The organism is Paenibacillus sp. FSL K6-1558 (assembly GCF_038002565.1).
Classification (GTDB): Bacteria; Bacillota; Bacilli; order Paenibacillales; family Paenibacillaceae; genus Paenibacillus; species Paenibacillus polysaccharolyticus.
The window spans coordinates 104612-124170 of sequence record NZ_JBBOCV010000001.1; the positions used below are offsets into that span (position 1 = coordinate 104612).

General features: G+C 45.1%; 16 protein-coding genes. 12 read left to right on the plus strand and 4 right to left on the minus strand.

The genetic code is table 11. The annotated features are described in order from the left end of the window. Positions 1–34: 34 nt before the first annotated feature. The 4 genes from MHI38_RS00415 to MHI38_RS00430 all read left to right on the plus strand — a co-directional run bounded on the left by MHI38_RS00415 (position 35) and on the right by MHI38_RS00430 (position 5217). Positions 35–400, plus strand: a complete 366-nt coding sequence (locus tag MHI38_RS00415) for a cupin (protein ID WP_308721885.1) — start codon at positions 35–37, stop codon at positions 398–400. 324 nt (positions 401–724) lie between these two features. Continuing rightward, the gene (gene mbcS, locus MHI38_RS00420; protein WP_339838562.1) at positions 725–2338 is read left to right on the plus strand and encodes an acyl-CoA synthetase MbcS; all 1614 of its coding nucleotides are present in this window, start codon (positions 725–727) and stop codon (positions 2336–2338) included. A 114-nt stretch (positions 2339–2452) separates the two neighbouring features. Further along, the gene (locus MHI38_RS00425) at positions 2453–3697 is read left to right on the plus strand and encodes an aminopeptidase (RefSeq protein WP_341180793.1); all 1245 of its coding nucleotides are present in this window, start codon (positions 2453–2455) and stop codon (positions 3695–3697) included. 341 nt (positions 3698–4038) lie between these two features. After that, entirely contained in the window at positions 4039–5217 is a 1179-nt protein-coding gene (locus MHI38_RS00430; RefSeq protein ID WP_341180794.1) for a leucine-rich repeat domain-containing protein, read from the plus strand. Between the two features lie 129 nt (positions 5218–5346). Here the strand turns inward: MHI38_RS00430 and MHI38_RS00435 are convergent, their stop codons facing one another. After that, positions 5347–5979, minus strand: coding sequence for a nitroreductase family protein (locus MHI38_RS00435; protein WP_339838571.1), 633 nt, complete (start codon positions 5977–5979; stop codon positions 5347–5349). Between the two features lie 137 nt (positions 5980–6116). On the opposite strand from MHI38_RS00435, the gene MHI38_RS00440 reads away from it, so the two are divergent. After that, positions 6117–6356: a hypothetical protein gene (locus MHI38_RS00440; RefSeq protein WP_154889456.1), complete on the plus strand. Its 240-nt coding sequence runs from the start codon at positions 6117–6119 to the stop codon at positions 6354–6356. A gap of 207 nt (positions 6357–6563) precedes the next feature. Here MHI38_RS00440 and MHI38_RS00445 read toward each other — a convergent pair whose 3' ends face one another. Both MHI38_RS00445 and MHI38_RS00450 read right to left on the minus strand, forming a co-directional pair. After that, entirely contained in the window at positions 6564–7340 is a 777-nt protein-coding gene (locus tag MHI38_RS00445; RefSeq protein ID WP_341180795.1) for a M15 family metallopeptidase, read from the minus strand. A 632-nt stretch (positions 7341–7972) separates the two neighbouring features. After that, positions 7973–8338, minus strand: coding sequence for an iron-sulfur cluster biosynthesis family protein (locus MHI38_RS00450; protein WP_308721880.1), 366 nt, complete (start codon positions 8336–8338; stop codon positions 7973–7975). A gap of 164 nt (positions 8339–8502) precedes the next feature. Here MHI38_RS00450 and MHI38_RS00455 point away from each other — a divergent pair, with 164 nt between their 5' ends. From MHI38_RS00455 to MHI38_RS00475, 5 genes are all read left to right on the plus strand, one after another. Next, entirely contained in the window at positions 8503–9087 is a 585-nt protein-coding gene (locus MHI38_RS00455) for a TetR/AcrR family transcriptional regulator (protein ID WP_154958734.1), read from the plus strand. An 80-nt stretch (positions 9088–9167) separates the two neighbouring features. Further along, complete coding sequence (locus MHI38_RS00460) at positions 9168–9614, plus strand: nuclear transport factor 2 family protein (RefSeq protein WP_154958733.1); 447 nt, start codon at positions 9168–9170, stop codon at positions 9612–9614. Then, positions 9604–10458, plus strand: a complete 855-nt coding sequence (locus tag MHI38_RS00465) for an NmrA family NAD(P)-binding protein (RefSeq protein ID WP_154958732.1) — start codon at positions 9604–9606, stop codon at positions 10456–10458. The genes MHI38_RS00460 and MHI38_RS00465 overlap by 11 nt, the downstream gene beginning before the upstream one ends. Before the next feature lie 184 nt (positions 10459–10642). Then, positions 10643–11251, plus strand: coding sequence for a DUF1349 domain-containing protein (locus tag MHI38_RS00470; protein ID WP_341180796.1), 609 nt, complete (start codon positions 10643–10645; stop codon positions 11249–11251). Beyond that, positions 11244–11417, plus strand: coding sequence for a hypothetical protein (locus MHI38_RS00475; protein ID WP_336122575.1), 174 nt, complete (start codon positions 11244–11246; stop codon positions 11415–11417). Before MHI38_RS00470 ends, MHI38_RS00475 begins: the two co-directional genes overlap by 8 nt. A gap of 74 nt (positions 11418–11491) precedes the next feature. On the opposite strand, the gene MHI38_RS00480 is transcribed toward MHI38_RS00475, so the two are convergent. Next, on the minus strand, positions 11492–11947 hold the full coding sequence (locus MHI38_RS00480) for an SET domain-containing protein (RefSeq protein ID WP_341181886.1): 456 nt from the start codon (positions 11945–11947) through the stop codon (positions 11492–11494). A gap of 193 nt (positions 11948–12140) precedes the next feature. Here MHI38_RS00480 and MHI38_RS00485 point away from each other — a divergent pair, with 193 nt between their 5' ends. Further along, positions 12141–13697 (plus strand): ABC-F family ATP-binding cassette domain-containing protein, encoded by a 1557-nt coding sequence (locus MHI38_RS00485; RefSeq protein ID WP_154958728.1) that lies wholly within the window; start codon positions 12141–12143, stop codon positions 13695–13697. Between the two features lie 407 nt (positions 13698–14104). Next, positions 14105–19357 carry an S-layer homology domain-containing protein gene (locus MHI38_RS00490; protein ID WP_341180797.1) on the plus strand — a complete coding sequence of 1751 codons (5253 nt, stop codon included), beginning with the start codon at positions 14105–14107 and terminating at the stop codon, positions 19355–19357. The last annotated feature ends 202 nt before the right edge of the window (positions 19358–19559 follow it).

Genomic DNA, 19559 nt, shown 5'->3' on the forward strand with positions numbered 1-19559 from the left:
AGGTTATCAGATGAGCAAGAAAGGGAGATGCATCATGGAGTTTTATCGATTTGATCAAGAGAGCGGCAAACAGATCACGAAATTTGATTCCGACTTTGTGATGTCGCGAATCATTCAAACGAGTGGGAACGCGCATATAGGCTGTATGCATATCCCCGCTAATGGTGTGGTCGGATACCACCAGGCGAATTCACCGCAACTAATGCTCATTATGACAGGAGCAGGACGGGTCCGAAGCGGGAACGATGATTTTATCGAAATAAAAGCGGGAGAAGCTGTTTTTTGGGAAAACGGAGAATGGCATGAAACCATATCAGAGATCGGTCTAACAGCTATTGTCATCGAGAGTGAAGCATTGAACCCCTCAGCATACATGACTCCCAAAGAAAGTGACCTCTAGATATCACGAATAGAATGAGAAAGTCGCGTTCTTATGATAAAAAGGTTGTTGTTCATAGTACCTGGTCATAGGATTTGATGTATAATATAAAGAAGCTATATAAATGAACTTTTTTACACGTAAACGGAGAGGACAGAAAAAACCTGGAGAAGCGAAGTTAAAAGCTTTCTGTAAGAAAGCTACATCGTAAGCATAAGATTCGCCTTTATCACCGGATTTTCCCTTTAGAAAAGGGAATCAAAAAAATCTGGGGATAACAGCGATGGGAAGGTTATTCTGTCATCGTAGTGGATGTGTAAACCTATTCAATTTATATATATTTGAATGATAAAGGAGAGGCTCCATTTGAATTTTGAACAGTGGATTGCGCCTGAAAACTATAACCTGACATCCGAGATGGAGAATCACCCGTCAGACCGGATTGCACTTAGATGGCTCAGCGATCAGAAAGAAGTAGAAGAGATTACGTACGGTGATTTGTTAAAACAGGCGAACCGTCTGGCTGGAGGACTGCGTGAACTTGGTTTGGCGAAAGGAGATCGGGTGCTGGTCATGGTACCACGCCGGATTATCGCTTATGTGATATATATTGCATGTCTGAAACTTGGCATTGCTGTGATTCCATCTTCGGAGATGCTACGTGCGAAAGATTTGGAATACCGTCTGCGGCATTCATCGGCGAAGGCAGTCATTGTATGGTCTGAGACCACATCAGAAGTGGAGAAAATGGATTCCGACCTGCCAGCACTTGCCCATCGTATCGTTGCATCACCTAACGAAGACCATGGTGTTCCTGGAGAAGGCTGGGTTAACGTACATCAATTGATGCAGAATCAGCCGGATGAAATGGCTGCTGTTCAGACGCACCGTGATGATATGGCTATTCTGGCGTATACCTCTGGCACGACGGGCAATCCAAAGGGCGTCGTACATAGCCACGGCTGGGGTTATGCACATCTGCGGATAGCATCCACGTTATGGCTGGATATTCAGCCGACAGATACGGTGTGGGCAACAGCAGCACCTGGATGGCAAAAATGGATCTGGAGCCCGTTCCTGTCGGTACTCGGAAGAGGGGCAACAGGTTTGGTATACAACGGCTCATTCCAGCCGAAGCGTTACCTGGAGTTGATGCAGGCGCATCAGATTAACGTGCTCTGCTGTACACCGACGGAATACCGCCTGATGGCAAAAACGGATGATCTCGGACATTATGATTTATCCCATCTTCGTAGCGCTGTATCGGCGGGAGAACCGCTGAATCAGGAAGTGATTGAAATCTTCCAGCGCCATTTCGATCTCACCATCCGTGATGGTTACGGACAGACGGAAAGCACGCTGTTAATTGGCAGTTTGAAGGATGCGCCTGTGCGCATAGGTTCGATGGGTCAGTCCATTACCCCGGGATTGATCGAGATTATCGGTGAAGATGGACAACCTCTACCTGCTGGGGAGGTTGGAGATATTGCTGTGCATCAAGACATGCCAGCGCTGTTCCGTGCTTATTATCAGGACGAGGGTCGCAAGGAAGCGAACCAGCGCGGGGAGTATTTTGTCACAGGTGACCGGGCAAGCAAAGACGAAGAAGGGTACTTCTGGTTTGAAGGCCGCAGTGATGATATTATCATCAGTTCGGGATATACCATTGGGCCGTTTGAGGTGGAAGAAGCGCTCATGAAACATGCGAGTGTGAAAGAGTGTGCTGTCGTTGCAAGTCCGGATGAAATTCGGGGCAACATTGTCAAAGCTTTTGTTGTGCTCCGAGACCCTTCCCAGGCTTCATCGGAACTCGCGCATGAACTGCAAAGACATGTGAAGGAATGGACAGCACCTTACAAATATCCACGCAAAATTGAATTTGTAACGGATCTACCCAAGACCAACTCAGGTAAAATTCGCCGCATTGAACTCCGTGAACAGGAAAAACGCAACGGTTAGTTTGCGGACTGTGTATAGAGTGATATAGAGGCTAAAGATGAAATAACATTTTTGATTGATGAAGTTTGAGAATACAGCAATTTGAAATCTTACCGAAGCAGGAGTGAACCTAACATGAGCTCGTTTGAACAATCTTTTGCAACATCATTGGAACAATACGCTGAACTGGTCGTCAAGGTTGGTGTGAATATCCAGAAGGGACAAGACCTACTGGTAACAGCACCGATTGAAACATTGGAGTTTACACGTCTAATCGCCCAAAAAGCTTACGCGGCCGGAGCTAACTATGTACAAGTCGATTTCGAGGACGATAATATTACACGTAGCCGGTTTGAGCATGGTTCGGATGATAGCTTTGACTATTATCCGAAGTGGAAAGGCGACATGATGGAACGTTTCGCCGAAGCTGGAGGAGCAACACTGACAATTAAAGTTCCTGACCCAGACTTGTACAACGGAATCGAAGCGACCAAAGTATCCCGTGCAACCAAAGCGGCAGCAGAGGCACGCAAAGGATATTCCAAATATACACGTAACCATGACATCAGCTGGTGTCTGATCAAAGCGCCAACCAAAGCTTGGGCCAATAAAGTGTTTGCCGACATTCCTGAGGAAGATCGCATCAACGTGATGTGGGATACCATCTTCAAGATGAATCGTGTGGACGGCGGAGATGCTGTACAGAACTGGAAAGAGCATATTGAGACGTTGAACAAAATGAGTGAGTTACTCAATCAGAAAAATTATAAGAGTTTGCACTATCGTGCACCAGGTACGGATCTGAAAATTGAACTGGTAGACAACCACATCTGGGGCGGTGGCGGCAGTGAAAACAAACAAGGGGTCTACACCGTCGCGAATATGCCGACAGAAGAGGTATTTACGATGCCGAAGCGTAGCGGTGTGAACGGTTATGTTAGTAGTACGATGCCGCTGAATCTGAACGGACAGCTGGTAGATCAGATGCGAATTACATTTAAAGATGGTCAGGTTGTTGCGTATACAGCGGCTTCTGGCGAAGAGCATCTGAAGAACCTGTTTGCGACAGACGAGGGGGCTCGTTACTTGGGAGAAGTGGCGCTCGTGCCGCATGATTCGCCAATCTCGAATCTGAATCGTATTTTCTATAATACGGGCATTGATGAGAATGCATCCTGTCATCTGGCTGTCGGAAGTGCGTATCCGTTCAACATGAAGGGTGGCACATCGATGTCGAATGAAGAACTGTTGAAACATGAATGCAATGTAAGCCTGACACATGTCGATTTCATGATTGGTTCTGCGGAACTGGACATCGACGGGGAGTTACAGGACGGTACGATTGAGCCGGTATTCCGCAAAGGAAACTGGGCATTTTAATATGAAATGCATAGTCTGTTTACGATGAAAGTATAAGTGCAATTCTAGTGTAGTCAAATCAATAACAGATGCAACGTAGAAAAGTGACTTCAATGGAAGTCACTTTTCTGTTTATATTCAGTCATTAGGGAGCATATAAGACTAAGTCTGGGATAAAACATGTGAAGTGTAAGCAACTGTGGAATCATCTCATTCCAGGTTTTCTGAATACCCTCAGCCGTATGAGGAATCGTGAAAATGATAGTCTGGTAGCATTGTAAACCACTCGAAGAACTCATAAAATAGGCATAATATGATATGTACAGTGAGCCGTACGTAAAAGTGGTTAGGGAGGAGAATAGATGATGAATATGGATGGAATGGATATTACAAACGCCTTTACAGATGAACTTTTCAAGCAATACATATTAGCAAATTATTGTGATCAACGGGGTTATATTCGGGCACAAGATGTGAGTGAAGTGGAGACCCTGGAGCTTCCCAAAGTTGGTATGAAAAATCTTCAAGGCAATGAATATTTCACCGAACTTAAGGTGCTCGATTGCACGTATAATGCGTTGATCAGTCTGAATGTTGAACATAATCTGAAGTTGAAAACGTTATTATGCAGAGAAAATCAAATTGTTGAGCTGAAGTTGAACTCCAATACAGAGCTTGAAACATTAGATTGTAGCTTTAATTGTTTGCGTAAACTGGAACTTTCGCAGAATCATAAGCTTATAGCGATTGAATGTAACTGGAATTTGCTCTCTGAACTGAAAGTAGGGCATCTAAAGCAATTGCAAAGACTTGCATGCAGCTACAACACACTTTTCTCACTGGATATGGTAAGTAATGAGCATCTAACTTATTTGGATTGTTCGAGCAATGATCTTATTGAGCTTGATGTCACTGGCTGTCCCGCTTTACTAGAGCTTCGCTGTCACCACAATCAACTTAAAAGTCTGGATCTCCGTTCCAATCACCGTCTGGAAAGTGTGCGTTGTTTCAATAATCATATTCGTGAACTGGATTTACGTAATAATACCGAACTTGCGGAACTATATTGTTCTGAAAATAAGTTAAAATCACTTGACGTGAGCTGTAATTCCAAGATGGAGCGCATGCAGTACGGTGATAATCTCATCATTGAACCGGATCATGAAGTCCCAGGCATGGGTACATTTCAATATGATAACGAAACGACGATATATCATATGAATTTGCAGGAGGAAGGAAGAGAACTGCGAGTTACGGCACAAATTTCAACGAAGGCCGGTATGGATGCATTGTCCGCTTCTTTCGAAGCTGCTTGGGAACAATGGCATGTCCTGCGAGAACGGGCGCTTCATATGATTGGTAACGCTCATCCAGACGAGGATGTAAATACTTTGGCGCTGGCAGATGTAGAATTTCAAGCAGATGGCATTTTAAAGTTGGGATTTGATGCTGGCGATACGCCAGCCGGGCAGCTCTATATCTATGCGGAATTCGATAGCGATCTCCAGATCTCGGATGAGTTAATATATGAAACGTATTGAAACAACGGAATGTTAAGAAGGCTATTAAGGCAGTCAGTAACTTGATTAAGTTCTACACACGAAAAAGCCACGAAGTCGAAGTCGTGGCTTTTAAAGCACTTTTATTTTAGGAAAAAGATCGGATAACAGTTATTCGGCATTCATTTTATTAAAGCTAACATATTCATGAATCGGTTTGCGATACCCGCGTGGACGCTGTTTGGATTCTGATTTTTTGCCAATGGTAATCATCATCGCAGTTACATAATGATCCGGAATGTTAAGACTTTGCTGCAGTTCCTCAGCGTTAAATCCAATCATCGGACAAGTGTCCCAGCCACGATCTTGAGCGATCAACATGAATTGCATCGCTGATAAGCTGGCGTTACGGATGGCATCCTCACGTTGGAAAAATCTGCCGCGAGTTTCGTAGAATTCGATAACACTTTGTGATTCCTGCTCGTATTGAAAAGGCGTGAGTGCGCCTAAGTTAAGCAGTCCTTCGTTAATCGTGCGAATATGATGATGTGCATTGACATCCCCTAACACGATAATGACCGCAGAAGCTGTTTTCACCTTGTACTGCTGAGAAGCCTGATATACTTTCTCTTTCTGAGCTTCATCGGTCAATACAAGATAATGAGTGTGTTGCAGGTTAAACGCGGATGGCGCAAATTTGTTCAAAGCAAACATTTCTTCCAGTTCGGACTCTGAAATTTCAATTCCCTCTTCAAAAATAACAGCAGATCTTCGGTTTTTAATCAATTGGTCCAGTTCGCTCATGTTGTTTACCTCACTTATGTATAGTTTGCTTGCTTATAAAGTGAATATAACATATTTAATTACTTTATGTAAGTATTATTTTTGAATAAGACAAGATATGCTCGCCATACGCTAGTAGAAAACAGCAGAGGTGAGTCATGAGATCATTCATCCTCAGATTAAAATCAGCTTGGCGGCATCGTGAGTTCCAGGTTTATGTCTTTGAATCCTCTGCCCTTAAAAAGTTTGTGGTGGTGGAGATCATACTGGGTTACATTGTATACAAAACAGCCTTTTATCTGAGCCACAACGATTTACTGGCAGGGGCAAGTTCCTGGGCGGGTACCGAAGGTGTAAAACGGTTGCCTGTTTTGATTCGGCGTATTGCTGGAGTCTAAAAAATGTTGAATAGTTGATCTGTAACCGTGTGGGATACGTGACTGCAATCAAGAACACTTTCTCAGAATACATTGGTGCACAGATGCTTTCCTGGAACTATAGCTATCTTGTAATTTATATGGAGAAGGGGCGAGTGTGCCCCGTTCTCCAGGTATCGATCTGCAAATGAAGAGGTTGAGTTACTAAGCTGCTTGCCGACCGAGAGCTTATTTTGCACGTTCCAAATATTGCTCCAAAGTTAATTTTTGGCTAGTAATCTCGCCAGCAATGTAGACACCAACATAACGGACATGCCAAGGCTCATATGAATATCCGGTTAACTTCTCTTGATCTTTGCCATAACGGATAATAAAACCGTATTTGTGGGCATTGGCTTTCAGCCATTTGCCTTCTTTGGTGTTGCCAAAACTTTGCTGAAGATCATAACCTGCCGAAGCGCTGGAAATGTCCATGGCGAGTCCGGTTTGATGTTCGCTCTGTCCTGGACGAGCACTTGTTTTGTTAGCAACAGCTTCGCCTTTGATGCTGGCATTACGGTCAAAGATTGCTTTCTGCGTAGCATATGAACGGTAGCCGGATACAGCTTTGATATCGATACCATCCTTTTTCGCGGCGGCAAACAATTTCTCCATTGCTGTTGCTGCGACTTTACGCATCTGTTTCTTGGGACTTGAGCCGGAGAAGCTGAATGGGATGTTAGGAACGACCAGATCTTTCGGCTCGTAAGTGGATGGTAGGTTTCTTTTTTTATTCACAAGCACAACAGTGCTGGATAGGTTCGTCACGGTAGCAACGCCTTTGCTAGAGGTCGTAACGGTACGGCTTGGTGCGTTATCTCTCAGAAATTGAGAGAAGCTTGAGCTTGCCGCAGAGGCAACCGGGTTAAAGATTTGGTTGATTGGAAGTGTAGTAAACGCTGTGCTTGCAAGCACTGAGCCAACCAGAAGTGTCGATATGATGGATTTGCGAGTAAGTGATGACATGATGGGAATTCCTCCTTGGAATATATTAATCTATAAACCAAGTATACTGGAGGATTATGTCCATAGGTTCTCCAAATGTTTCCGACTTGTAAACAAAGTTTGCTAGAATCTATTTTATTGGGAAATTAGATGAAAGTTCGAATATCGCATATTTCAGGATGAAGGTCCTAGAAAATCGGTTGCTACCGGGCAAAAGATGCTGGAAGGAGAAATGTAAACGGTGGGGGAGAAAGGAAAAAGATGAAAGTGAGTAAAGACATAAAGAGCACAAAATATAGAGTATAAAGGGAATAAACAGGGAGGGCCAAGTTATTCATCAGCAAATTCAAGGCACAAGCAAGTAAAACAATTTAAGCGAGTAACTCGAGGCTTTTACCCAGTAAACTGTAAAAAATCTAACGATCACCACAGTGCTTATTCTACGAAAAAAGCCCATTTTTATAATCAAATACTGCTTTCAGGTTAAATAACGTTACTGGTGATCGTTAGATTTTCAATTTACTATTTTGGAGCTAAATAAGGTTCCTCATGATCATTAGAAGTTGCTCCAAGCATCTGGTGCTTGAGAAAGCTGGAAAAATCATCTTTGCAGGCTTTCCTACAAGGGTGACAATACTCTGCTTACCTGCTGTTTAGGATAGTGTACATGCATTTTCCGCACTAGGTGTACCTACTGCGGCAGCACGTGTATCCCGGAGTCTGAGATTACTGCTGATTACACCCGAATCACTGCTCAAAGTAAAGGCAGGAAAGTTTTCTTGTGCATCCAGCTTCATGTTTGATTCCAGGTTAAGCTGGTGTTTGGGGTCCACGTAGAATGGAACAAAGTTGGTTTCAATCTGCTCATCCAGCGCAGCCAGTTCATCAACAATCAGCAGTACGACAACACCGTTACATCCACAGCCTTCCATATCGTAAAATACTTTGAAATAACCCGGTTGATCATTCAAACTTGTTGTTAAACGTTGTGCCGCCAGATCAGTAATTTGCATATGCATATCGCTTCACTCCTCTATATATTGACCTCGTCATAAATGGTTAAGGAACATTCAGCCTGTAATGCCATTATACCACTTTGTCGAAAATTAAATCATTCATTTTCTTGACTGATCAGTCTGGAAAGTGTAAGATGTGTTTAACGAAGAGGAGGTGGGGACACCAGTTGGGAAGAGCGAAAGAGTTTGACACAGAACAAGTATTACGAAAAGCGACTTCTGTTTTTGGCGCTTATGGTTATGAAGGGACCTCGTTAACGGTATTACTTAATGAACTCGGCATTGCCCGGCAAAGCCTCTATGACACCTACGGAACAAAACATGATTTGTTTGTCTCTGCTCTGAAATTTTATGTGCAGCAGAAAACAGAAGCATCGACACAACTGTTAGAACAAAGCGGCAGTGTACGTGAGGGTATGCAACAATTGTTTGAAGAGGTGGTGAACGTGTTAGCCGATCCGGATCGGCGCAACGAATGTTTTATCATTAACAGCGCGATAGAACAGGCACCTCAGCAACATGAGATCGCTGCGTTTATACAGGCGAATAATCGCTGGATGGAGAACGTATTTTACACAGCACTTTTACGAGGGTGCAATACGGGAGAGTTACAGTTACAAGAAGAAGAACTGCATCGTATCGCACGGTTTCTTAACTATTCAAGGCTTTCGTTCACATATACGGCGAAGAGTGGTGCTAGTGAGGAAGAAATGCGGGAACTTGTGCAAACGACTTTGAAGGTTTTGGATTAAACGATTAATAAATGAACGCCTTAAGCGTTTATTTTTTTAACTATTCTAGACTGATTAGTCCGAAAAGGAGAGGGTTTAAAATGAAAGAACAACAAGAGGTGGACAATGAGCAAAATGTGCCCAAGCAAATCATGCAACACTTCACAGGGCTTTTGCTTGAGGGGAAACTTGATGAGTGGGCAGAGCTGTTTACCACGGATGCCATTTTTGAATTTCCTTATTCACCTCCGGGTTATCCGCAGCGGCTGGAAGGGAAATCAGCCATTTTCAATCATGTGAATGCGTTGTTTAAATTTCTCAAAATTCATCAATTTAGCGAACCGACCATTTTAATCGATTCAGACCAACAACGATTTGTAGCAGAATTCACTTGTGAAGGCGTATTTCTGAGTACAGGGAAGCCATACAATCAAACATATATTTCTGTCGTCAGCTATGATGGTGACAAAATTACGCATTACAGAGACTATTGGAATCCTCTTGTCGTAATGGAATCGGAAATGGGAGGTGTTGTAGATGAGCAATGAGAAACCTCTTACACTCATTACCGGAGCGAGTGGCAAGACAGGAAGTCGAGTGGCTGCACAGCTACAGAAACAAGGTTATCCGGTACGTTTGGCTGGAAGAAAGCTTCCGTCGTCCACAGATTCTCGTGGGAATCATGTCTACTTTGACTGGTATGATCCTGCGACATATGGCGCAGCACTAAAGGGTATTAATCAAATTTATCTTGTTGTGCCACAGATGGATATGAATCCAGAGAAAGTGATGTTTCCTTTCATTCAGGAAGCGATATGGAGTGGAGTGAAGCGTTTTGTGTTGCTGGGAAGTGCATCTGTCGATGAAGAAGGGCCCGTTTTTGGCAAAGTACATCAAGCCTTGAAAAAGCTTGCGCCAGAGTGGGCTGTGTTACGTCCTTCTTATTTTATGGAAAATTTCACGGAGGGTCCTCATCGACAGTCGATTGCCCAGTTTCGCAAAATATATAGTGCAACGGGTGAGGGGAGAATCGGTTTTGTAAGTGCGGACGATATAGCAGCTGTTGCCTTTCATGCCCTAACCGATACTGTGCCTCATAATAGAGAGCACATCATAACGGGACCGGAATCGTTATCCTATGCAGAGGTGGCGCAGAAAGCCAGTGAAATATTAAATCAGCCAATCCAGCATGAATCGTTATCGGAAGAGACTTTAAGAAACCAGATGATTCAAGTAGGGATGCCTGAGAATTATGCGATAATGCTTGCAGGTTTGGACACTCATATTAGAGAGGAAGGAAGAGAAGATCAGGTAACGGATACTGTTATTCGCGTAACGGGTAATCAACCACGATCCATTGAGCGCTTGTTTTCAAAACAGATGATGGAGTAGCATAGTGGAGAAATTTCATGAGAAAATCTTGGTGAGTATCAGATCATTGCATAATCTATTATTACAAGAGGTAAGAGCATAAGTGAAGCATATAAGGTAGATTATGAGGTAGTTTACAAGGTAAATGTACAGGATACGTCGAATTCCTACATGTATAGACGAAGCAGAAAGGATGGGAATGAAGATGTCCGTCAACTTTACAAACCTTGAACGAGGAAGCTGGACAACCGAGCCTGTCTATACCCAACATGATGGAGAGAGGTTGATTGTACAGGCTCAGGAGGGCAGCGATTTTTGGGAAGAGACGTTCTATGGTTTCTGTCACCGAAATGGCCATGCCTTGCTTGCGCCGTGGGATGGGGAACAAGCTGTTGAAGTTTCGTTTGATCTAAGTTCTTTTACAGAATTATATGATCAGGCGGGATTAATGCTGTGGCATGGAGAACATCAGTGGATTAAAGCCGGGGTTGAAGTCAATGATGGCATTGTGCATGTGGGCGCTGTTGTCACAGATCAATTTTCAGATTGGTCACTCTCACCTGTACCGGAGTGGGGGGGACGAATCGTTACCATTCGTGCATCGTATCACCAGGAATCCGTTGTCATTCGTGCGCGTACAGATGAGCATCCTTGGCGTACGATTCGAGTGGCGAGATTTGCTTATCCAACCGATAAGCAGGCAGGACCGTTCCTTTGCTCGCCCAAACGGGCCGGGTTTGAAGTTGCTTTTACAAGATGGATATACACTGCACCAGATGCAGACTTGCATACCGATCCACCGATCCATGATTAAGCAGGGAATGGTGCATGAACATTATCGTAAAGTTATACTATGCGAAGAGGATGAGTTGTCACAAGAACATGCAATCCAATGGCATAAAAAAGAAAGGAAGCCAGTTTCTCTATTGGAAACTGGCTTTCTTGTATTTTTGCTTCTCTCAATGAATACTCAAGCTTAATGAGTGAGTGAGCATGACGTTTTATATATGCTCTGAACAACCATAAAACCGGAATTAGAGAGCAGAACTACGCATTATTTTTTCTCGGATTCCTGAGTAGGCTCGTCGTCTTGTTCTTCCTTGTCCTGCATTTCGCGCATACGTTCTTCGTAATCGTCCAGAAACCATAGCGGGTCCATATTATCTTCTTCGCCGTTATAGTTAATGAGGATTTCTTCGCCAGCCTTGATGTCTTTATAAGCATAGAAATCAAAGGTGTGATTTTCGAAGTTGATATCATACGTGGCATTAGGCTCGTAGGAATGATTAATCAGACTGCCGTATCCTAACAGGATCGCGGTATGATTGGCACCGTATTCGAAGACGTAATCCTCCAGAATCGTTTTCTCAATATGTTCGTGATCTTCATTCGGATAAGGCACCACGGGGGCCTGATGGATCAGTTTACCTTTTGCAATATCCACTGTAGCAAATACCCCGCGATTAAACTCACCGCCGTCACCCAGCTTGGACTGTTTTACTTCAATCATGACTTTCACCTGATGCTCTCGCTGAGAGCTCCGTTCTATATAATGGTTGTAATTCGTTTAAGGCAAAATTTTACCGCATACGCCGGGATAAGGCAAATGGAACATCACATTTTTTAAATAGGGCGTTGAGTTGTGCGGCAGATAACGCTTATAATATACAAAGAATTAAGTCTATATAGAAAAGGTGTCATGAATGAGCATATTAAATGTAGAAAAATTAAGTCACGGTTTTGGTGATCGTGCTATCTTTAACAACGTTTCATTCCGCTTGCTTAAAGGCGAACACATTGGTCTGATCGGGGCGAATGGAGAAGGTAAATCGACCTTCATGAATATTATTACAGGTAAGCTACAGCCAGACGAAGGTAAAGTGGAATGGTCCAAACGTATGCGTGTAGGTTATCTCGACCAGCATGCGGTACTCAGCAAAGGACAATCGATTCGCGATGTGCTGCGCGGCGCATTCCAATACCTGTTTGACATGGAACAGGAAATGAATGACATGTACGGCAAGATGGGCGACGTTACGCCAGAGGAACTGGAGCAATTGCTTGAGGATGTAGGTACAATTCAGGATACACTGACGAACCAGGACTTTTACATGATCGATGCCAAAGTCGACGAAACCGCGCGTGGTCTGGGCTTGACCGACATTGGTCTGGACAAGGACGTTAATGACCTGAGCGGTGGACAACGGACCAAAGTATTGCTCGCCAAACTATTGCTGGAAAAACCGGATATTTTGCTCCTCGACGAGCCGACAAACTATCTGGATGAACAGCATATTGAGTGGTTAAAACGATATCTGCAGGAATATGAGAATGCATTTATTCTCATCTCGCATGATATTCCGTTCCTGAACAGCGTAATTAACCTCATTTACCACATGGAAAATCAAGACCTGACGCGTTATGTGGGCGATTACAACCACTTCCAGGAAGTCTACGAGATGAAGAAACAACAGCTGGAGTCGGCGTACAAGCGTCAACAGCAAGAGATTGCAGACCTGAAAGACTTCGTAGCACGTAACAAAGCCAGCGTTGCCACTCGGAATATGGCGATGTCCAGACAGAAGAAACTCGACAAAATGGATGTCATCGAGATGGCCAAGGAGAAACCGAAGCCACAGTTCAACTTCCGTGATGCGAGAACGTCAGGCAAGCTTATTTTTGAAACGAAAGGCCTGGTTATTGGTTATAACGAACCGTTGTCCAGACCGCTTGATTTGCGTATGGAGCGCGGCCAGAAAATTGCGCTTGTTGGTGCGAACGGTATCGGTAAAACTACCCTGATGCGTAGCATTTTGGGTGAAATTCAGCCTTTGGAAGGCAATGTCCAGCGCGGAGAACATCTGGAGATCGGATACTTCCAGCAAGAGATGAAGGATGCCAACTACAATACGTGTATTGAAGAGATCTGGCAGGAGTTCCCTTCCTATACCCAGTTTGAAGTTCGTGCCGCACTTGCCAAATGCGGACTGACAACGAAACATATCGAGAGTAAGGTCGCAGTTCTCAGTGGTGGAGAGAAAGCGAAAGTGCGTCTTTGCAAGCTGATCAACAATGAGACCAACCTGCTTGTGCTTGACGAGCCGACGAACCACTTGGACGTGGATGCGAAGGATGAGTTAAAACGTGCGCTTCAAGCGTACAAAGGCAGCATTTTGCTGATTTCACACGAACCTGAATTTTACCGTGACGTCGTGACAGACACATGGAACTGTGAATCCTGGACGACCAAAGTATTCTAAAAGGCGCGTATTTCACTTGCATAGAGCATGTGGAATACGCGTTTTTTGTCATATTAGACGGAGGATGAAATAGGACAAAAGAATGGTTGACAGCCTTAAAAGCAAACGATATTCTAATTCTAGAAAGCGGTTACATTTTGTGTTTAAGAAACCTGTTTTACGACATGGGCAAAAAAGAAACGGTTCTCGGTTCTCCGTAACGTGCATGATTGCACCTGCCTGAGTAAACGGGGCTTTTTTTGCTCTTGAATGAAACCGGTTTCATTGAATGGGGAGGTGTGATCAGCGGAAGAAGCATGGTCTGAGGCCCAATGGACTGATTCATGTGTACTAGGGCGTGTTTAACCACTACGCTGAATATGTAAGGAACCTGCTTATATGTTCAGGCGCAAAGGAGCGAATCGAGATTGGATAAACTGAGAAAACCGGTTGCAATTCTATTATCCGCTGCACTGATGTTATCTTCAGGACCGTTGATGTACCCGAACAAGGTTCTTGCAGATGGAGCTCTTATTCCCGGATTGTTAATTCAAGACGATTTTTCCGATGGGGACTATACCGTTTCACCAGAATGGCATGTGATCTCAGGCCAGTGGCAAGTGACATCAGATCCGACGGACGAAGCCAACCAGGTTCTTTTTCAAAATGGGACCGATGAAGGTTTTATCACAACGGGGGAGCCCATACCGGACAAGACAGTGTCGATGCGTTTTTATACAGGAGCGGGTGAGGGATTTCCCGGTATTTTGCCGCGGTTTCAAGACAAGAGCAACTACTACTATTTCCAAATGCAGGTGCCCGGCAACAAACTCGTTTTCAGCAAAAGAGTAAATGGCGCAGATACCGCGCTAAAATCGGTGGAGTATGCATTCAGTAAAAATACATGGTATACGCTTAAAGTGTCGGTATCGGGGACCTCCATCCGCGGTTATATCGTCGAAAATGGGATGGACCGATTGGTTTTTGATCTGAACGATACATCTATTGCAACCGGTACCGTTGGCATTCGAAATAAGTGGCAGACCGTACATATTGATGATGTAATGATTGCGGAGCCGCCTCGAGTGAATGAAGCTGTGCTTGCAAAGGATGGAGAGACGGCATCTTCAATTTCATTGCATTGGCCGGAGATTGAAGGGGCAACGGGTTACCGTCTGTATCGCTCGAACACAGAGGAAGGCGGCTACTCTTATGTAAGTCAGATGTCATCAACAAGTTATGTGGATGAAGGACTAAGCTCGGATACAGCCTATTATTACAGACTTGCCTATGACTACGGGGCATTAACCGAGTCACAGTGGTCTGTCCCGCTTGAAGCCAAAACGGCTGCCGAGGCACCACAGGCACCGGGGGACTTGAAGGCGACAGCGTTGACAGCGACAAGTGTCAAATTGAGCTGGAATACGGTCAGTAAGGCGAATGGTTATCGTGTCGTTCGCGCCGAGCAAGGAACGGAAGATTATGAACAGGTATATGACGGCAACCTATTGTCTTTTACAGATCAGGCACTTGAGCCTGGAAAGAACTACAGTTATCGGGTGACGGCGTACAATGCTGCGGGTGAATCGGCCTTTAGTACAGCGGAAGCGCAGACGTACACGGTAGATTCTCCTTCAGGATTTGGTGTTACTGCTATAACGGATACGTCCATTTCCTTAGGATGGGCTGCACTTCCCGGATCGGAAGTCTCCTACACGGTTTCGAAGGCGACAAGCGCTTCGGGGACGTATCAGCAAGTCTACACAGGGAAGTCTACTTCGTTAGACGATACAGGTTTGACGATGGGCACGGGATACTTTTATACAATTCAGGCCAAAGTGGACGGAATGGACACTCCTGTATCTGCACCGCTTGGTGTATCCACGGTGCGCACAAGTATTACGCCAGGACAAATGTGGCCGGATCAAAACGGCAAACCGATTGATGCTCATGGCGCAGGTTTCTTTTACGATGAAAAAACAGAAAAATATTACTGGTATGGCGAATATCATACCGGGGGGTGGCCAGCTGCAGGGGTGCGTGCCTATTCTTCCAAAGATCTGATGAACTGGACAGACGAAGGCATGGCATTGACGATGCTGCAATCGATGGATGATTTTGACACAAACCCGTTAATCAAGGAACTCTATGCAGGTCGCGAGGATCGTGTGGACATCTGGGCCGATATTCGCAAAGGACGGATTATCGAACGGCCAAAGGTCATTTACAATGATAAAACGAAAAAATATGTCATGTGGGCTCATATGGATGGAGACAAGGACCCTTACAACAATAATGCGAATTACGGTAAAGCGAAGGCCGGTTATGCAACCAGTGACTCACCTGCTGGACCTTTTATATATCAGAAAAGTTACCGTATGGACATGGCTCCTGAAGGCGAGAAGGACTATTTCCCAAGTGACAGAGGTATGGCCCGTGACATGACGCTATTTAAGGATGATGACGGCACGGGTTACCTGATCTACTCCAGCGAAGAAAATCTGACGTTATACATTTCCAAGCTCACCGAGGATTACAGTGACGTCACAGGCTGGCATAAGCAAGGTCTTAAGGATGATAAAGGCAATCCTGTTCGCGATAGCGTATATCAGGCGGAATACGGCGTAGACTATGTCCGGGTATTCCCGGGTGGACAGCGAGAAGCACCGGCCATGTTCAAGTATCAGGGCAAATACTATATTATCACATCGGGTGCAACAGGCTGGGCTCCTAATGAGAACAAAGTTACGGTCGCGGATCATATCTTCGGACCTTGGTCGGCGATGACAAATCCGTTTGTCCGCACACTGCCGAGTGATCCTGATCCCGGGAAGGCATTTGGTACACAGGCAACTTCAGTCATTCCGGTTGATCCGGAAAAAGGCAAGTTTATTTATGTAGGAGATATGTGGAACGGAGGCAATTTCGCCAATGATGCAGCCAAGTACGTGTTTTTGCCAATCGAATTCGGTATAGGGTCAGACATTGCGATCAAGTGGTATAACAGTTGGACACCCGATCTGTTGAATTCCATGGGTAAGGTAGATATCGCAGATAAACTGCCTGAAGCCGTGAAGCTTGGCGAAGTTCCAGTGCTTCCTTCCACGGTAAAGGTGCGTGATGGAAATAATCTCGTTTCAACGCCAGCCGTCTGGACGATTAATCATCGTGCGATGACAGCGGAGGATTTTTCCAAGCCTGGACCGCTTACGCTACAGATCACGACCCCTGAGTATAACAACAAAACACAGGCAGTTCGTGTGTATGTCATTCCCGAGAATACATTATATTTTGTGAACAGCGGTGGTTATGATACGGCAGATTACAAGCTGATGAGTGGTTATATGCAAGATAAGCTCATGCATCCGGGAATTATAGATCAGATGTATGCGCCGGCTAATGGTCAATCCTGGGGATATGTTAGTGCCGATGCGCTGCCTTCCGGTTCGAACGGCGGTGATATATTCTCGACCGTTCGTTATCTGAATGGCGGCAATGTCAGCAACTCGCCTAAAGGCAAGGATTTGACGTATAGTTTTGATGTGCCAAATGGTGAATATGATGTGTATGCGGGATTCAATGACCCGTGGACGAATACTTCACGCCGTGCGGATTTGTTAATTAACGGTACGAATACCGGGGCGGTTACCTATATCCCTGCAAGTGTTCGGGCGCAAAAGGGTATTCAAGTGTCAGACGGTAAACTGGAAATCACGGTGCGTAATACTGCTTCCCAGGACCCGCTGATCAGCTGGATCATGATTGTGAAACCTGATATATCGTCCCCTGGTTACGGTAGCGGGGGTCTGGACTCTGTTTCCACCACTGCTTCAAGTGTAACACTTGGCTGGGATACATTACACGGTGCGGCAACCTATAAGCTGTATCGTTCGAATCAAGAAGAAGGAACTTACGAAATAGTTTATTCCGGCGCGCTTCCAGAGTATACGGATTCTGGGCTGAGTGAAGATACGGTTTACTATTACAAAGTCGAGGCACTGGACGATGCAAGCCAATCCATCAAAGGATTGTCTGATCCTTATCAAATCACAACAACTCGCCAGACGGCTGCTGACGTGGCTTCAGGCATTACAACACTCGAACAGCCAACGACGGCTTCTGCAAAAATTAAACTGCCAGTGTTGCCTCAAGGTTTCATGGCATCCGTTCATTCAAGCACAGCTCCGACTGTAGTCCAACTGGACGGAAGCATTATTTTACCAGCGAGTGAGACGACGGTCTGGATTGAACTTGCCATCACACGAACCTCCGATGGGAGCAAAGCGATAACGACGCCTCTGATCATTAAAGTGCCTGCACGTACAACATCTCCAGGCGGCAATGATTCAGGAGGGAATTCTGGCGGAGGATCAGGGAATAGCTCAGGCGGCAATAATGGAAATGGTTCAAACCCGGGCAACGGTGGTCAGATAGGCAACAATAATGGTACCTCAGGCACAACTCAATCGCAGTCGTCAACTCAACCTGTCACAGAAAAGGACCGCGCTGTTCTTGAACTGCAAGCCTCTTCGGCTCCAGAAGGAAATGCACAGTCCAAAGTGGATGCTTCAGCGATTGAAGCTGCGGTCAAAGCCGCACCTCTTACAGGCACAGGTCAACGTCTGGTTGAATTTCGCTTGAAGTCTGTTCCGGAAGCGGCTGCATATGAGCTGGCCCTGCCAGTTTCATCCCTGCTGGAGCAGAAGAAATCCGATGTTTTCCGTATCGTGTCTGCGTTTGCGACGGTTGAGCTTCCCGCTGATTTGCTGCCAAAAGAGGGAACCAATGAGGGTACGGCAATTATTCGATTGATCCGCACACCGCTTTCGCAAGGGATAACGGATCGTTTGGGAGCAGGACATGGTGTGCAAATCGAATTTAGCCTTAATCATCAGAACTTCATGCCTGATAGAGAGATTTCAATTGAATTACCGTATACCTCTTCGAAAGATACCGTCGCTGATAAAGTGATTGCTGTGCAAATGGGAGCAAGCGGGGAAATCAAACCGCTGCCACAGAGTTATTACGATCCGCAACGCGGTGAGATTATATTTTCTGCAAATGCTTTATCCTTGACTGGTGCATATGCTGCCTTATCTATGGAAGAGAACTTTTCGGATCTAGCCGGAGTACCATGGGCACAAAAAGCGATGGAGGCACTCGCTGTTCGGGGCGTGGTGGATGCAACAGGTAGTGAGGACACCAGACAGCTTCATCCAAAGCAAGATATGACACGCGGGCAATATGTGCAGTGGCTTGTAGCTTCGCTCGGCCTAAACGGGAGTTCTACTGAACCATTCAAGGATGTGAATGAACAATCTTCTTATTATAAGGCCGTTAACATAGCACGATCACTCGGTATTACGGATGGGGCTGGAGATGGACGTTTCAAGCCAGAGTCCACGATTACTCGTCAGGAGATGATGACCTTAACAGTAAGAGCGGTTGTTTCGGCTGGACTCATTGATGATGAAGCACAGAATTCTTCCGCAACTGATCTTGCCCGTTTCCGGGACGCAGTTCAGATCAACTCGTATGCAAGAGAAAGTGTAGCTGCGCTTGTGAACCTGGGCATCGTAGGTGGTTACAACGGTGAAGTAAAACCTGCGGCTGAAGCCAGCCGAGCCGAATCTGCTACGCTGATCTATGCAATGATGAGCAAGCTGGTCTGGAAAAAGTGATGAATCACTGTAACTTATAAAATAGAAAGAAGCTTGTTTTCACCTGAAGTCAGGTCAAAGCAAGCTTTTTTTGCTGTTCATTGTCGATTGTTGTTGATGTATTTGCAACGAGGTGATTTTCACGTTTTGTTCCTTTATCAGTGAAACTGATAAATGGTATAAAATCATTGAAATTGACCCTCACCCCCCGGTGTGTTAGGTT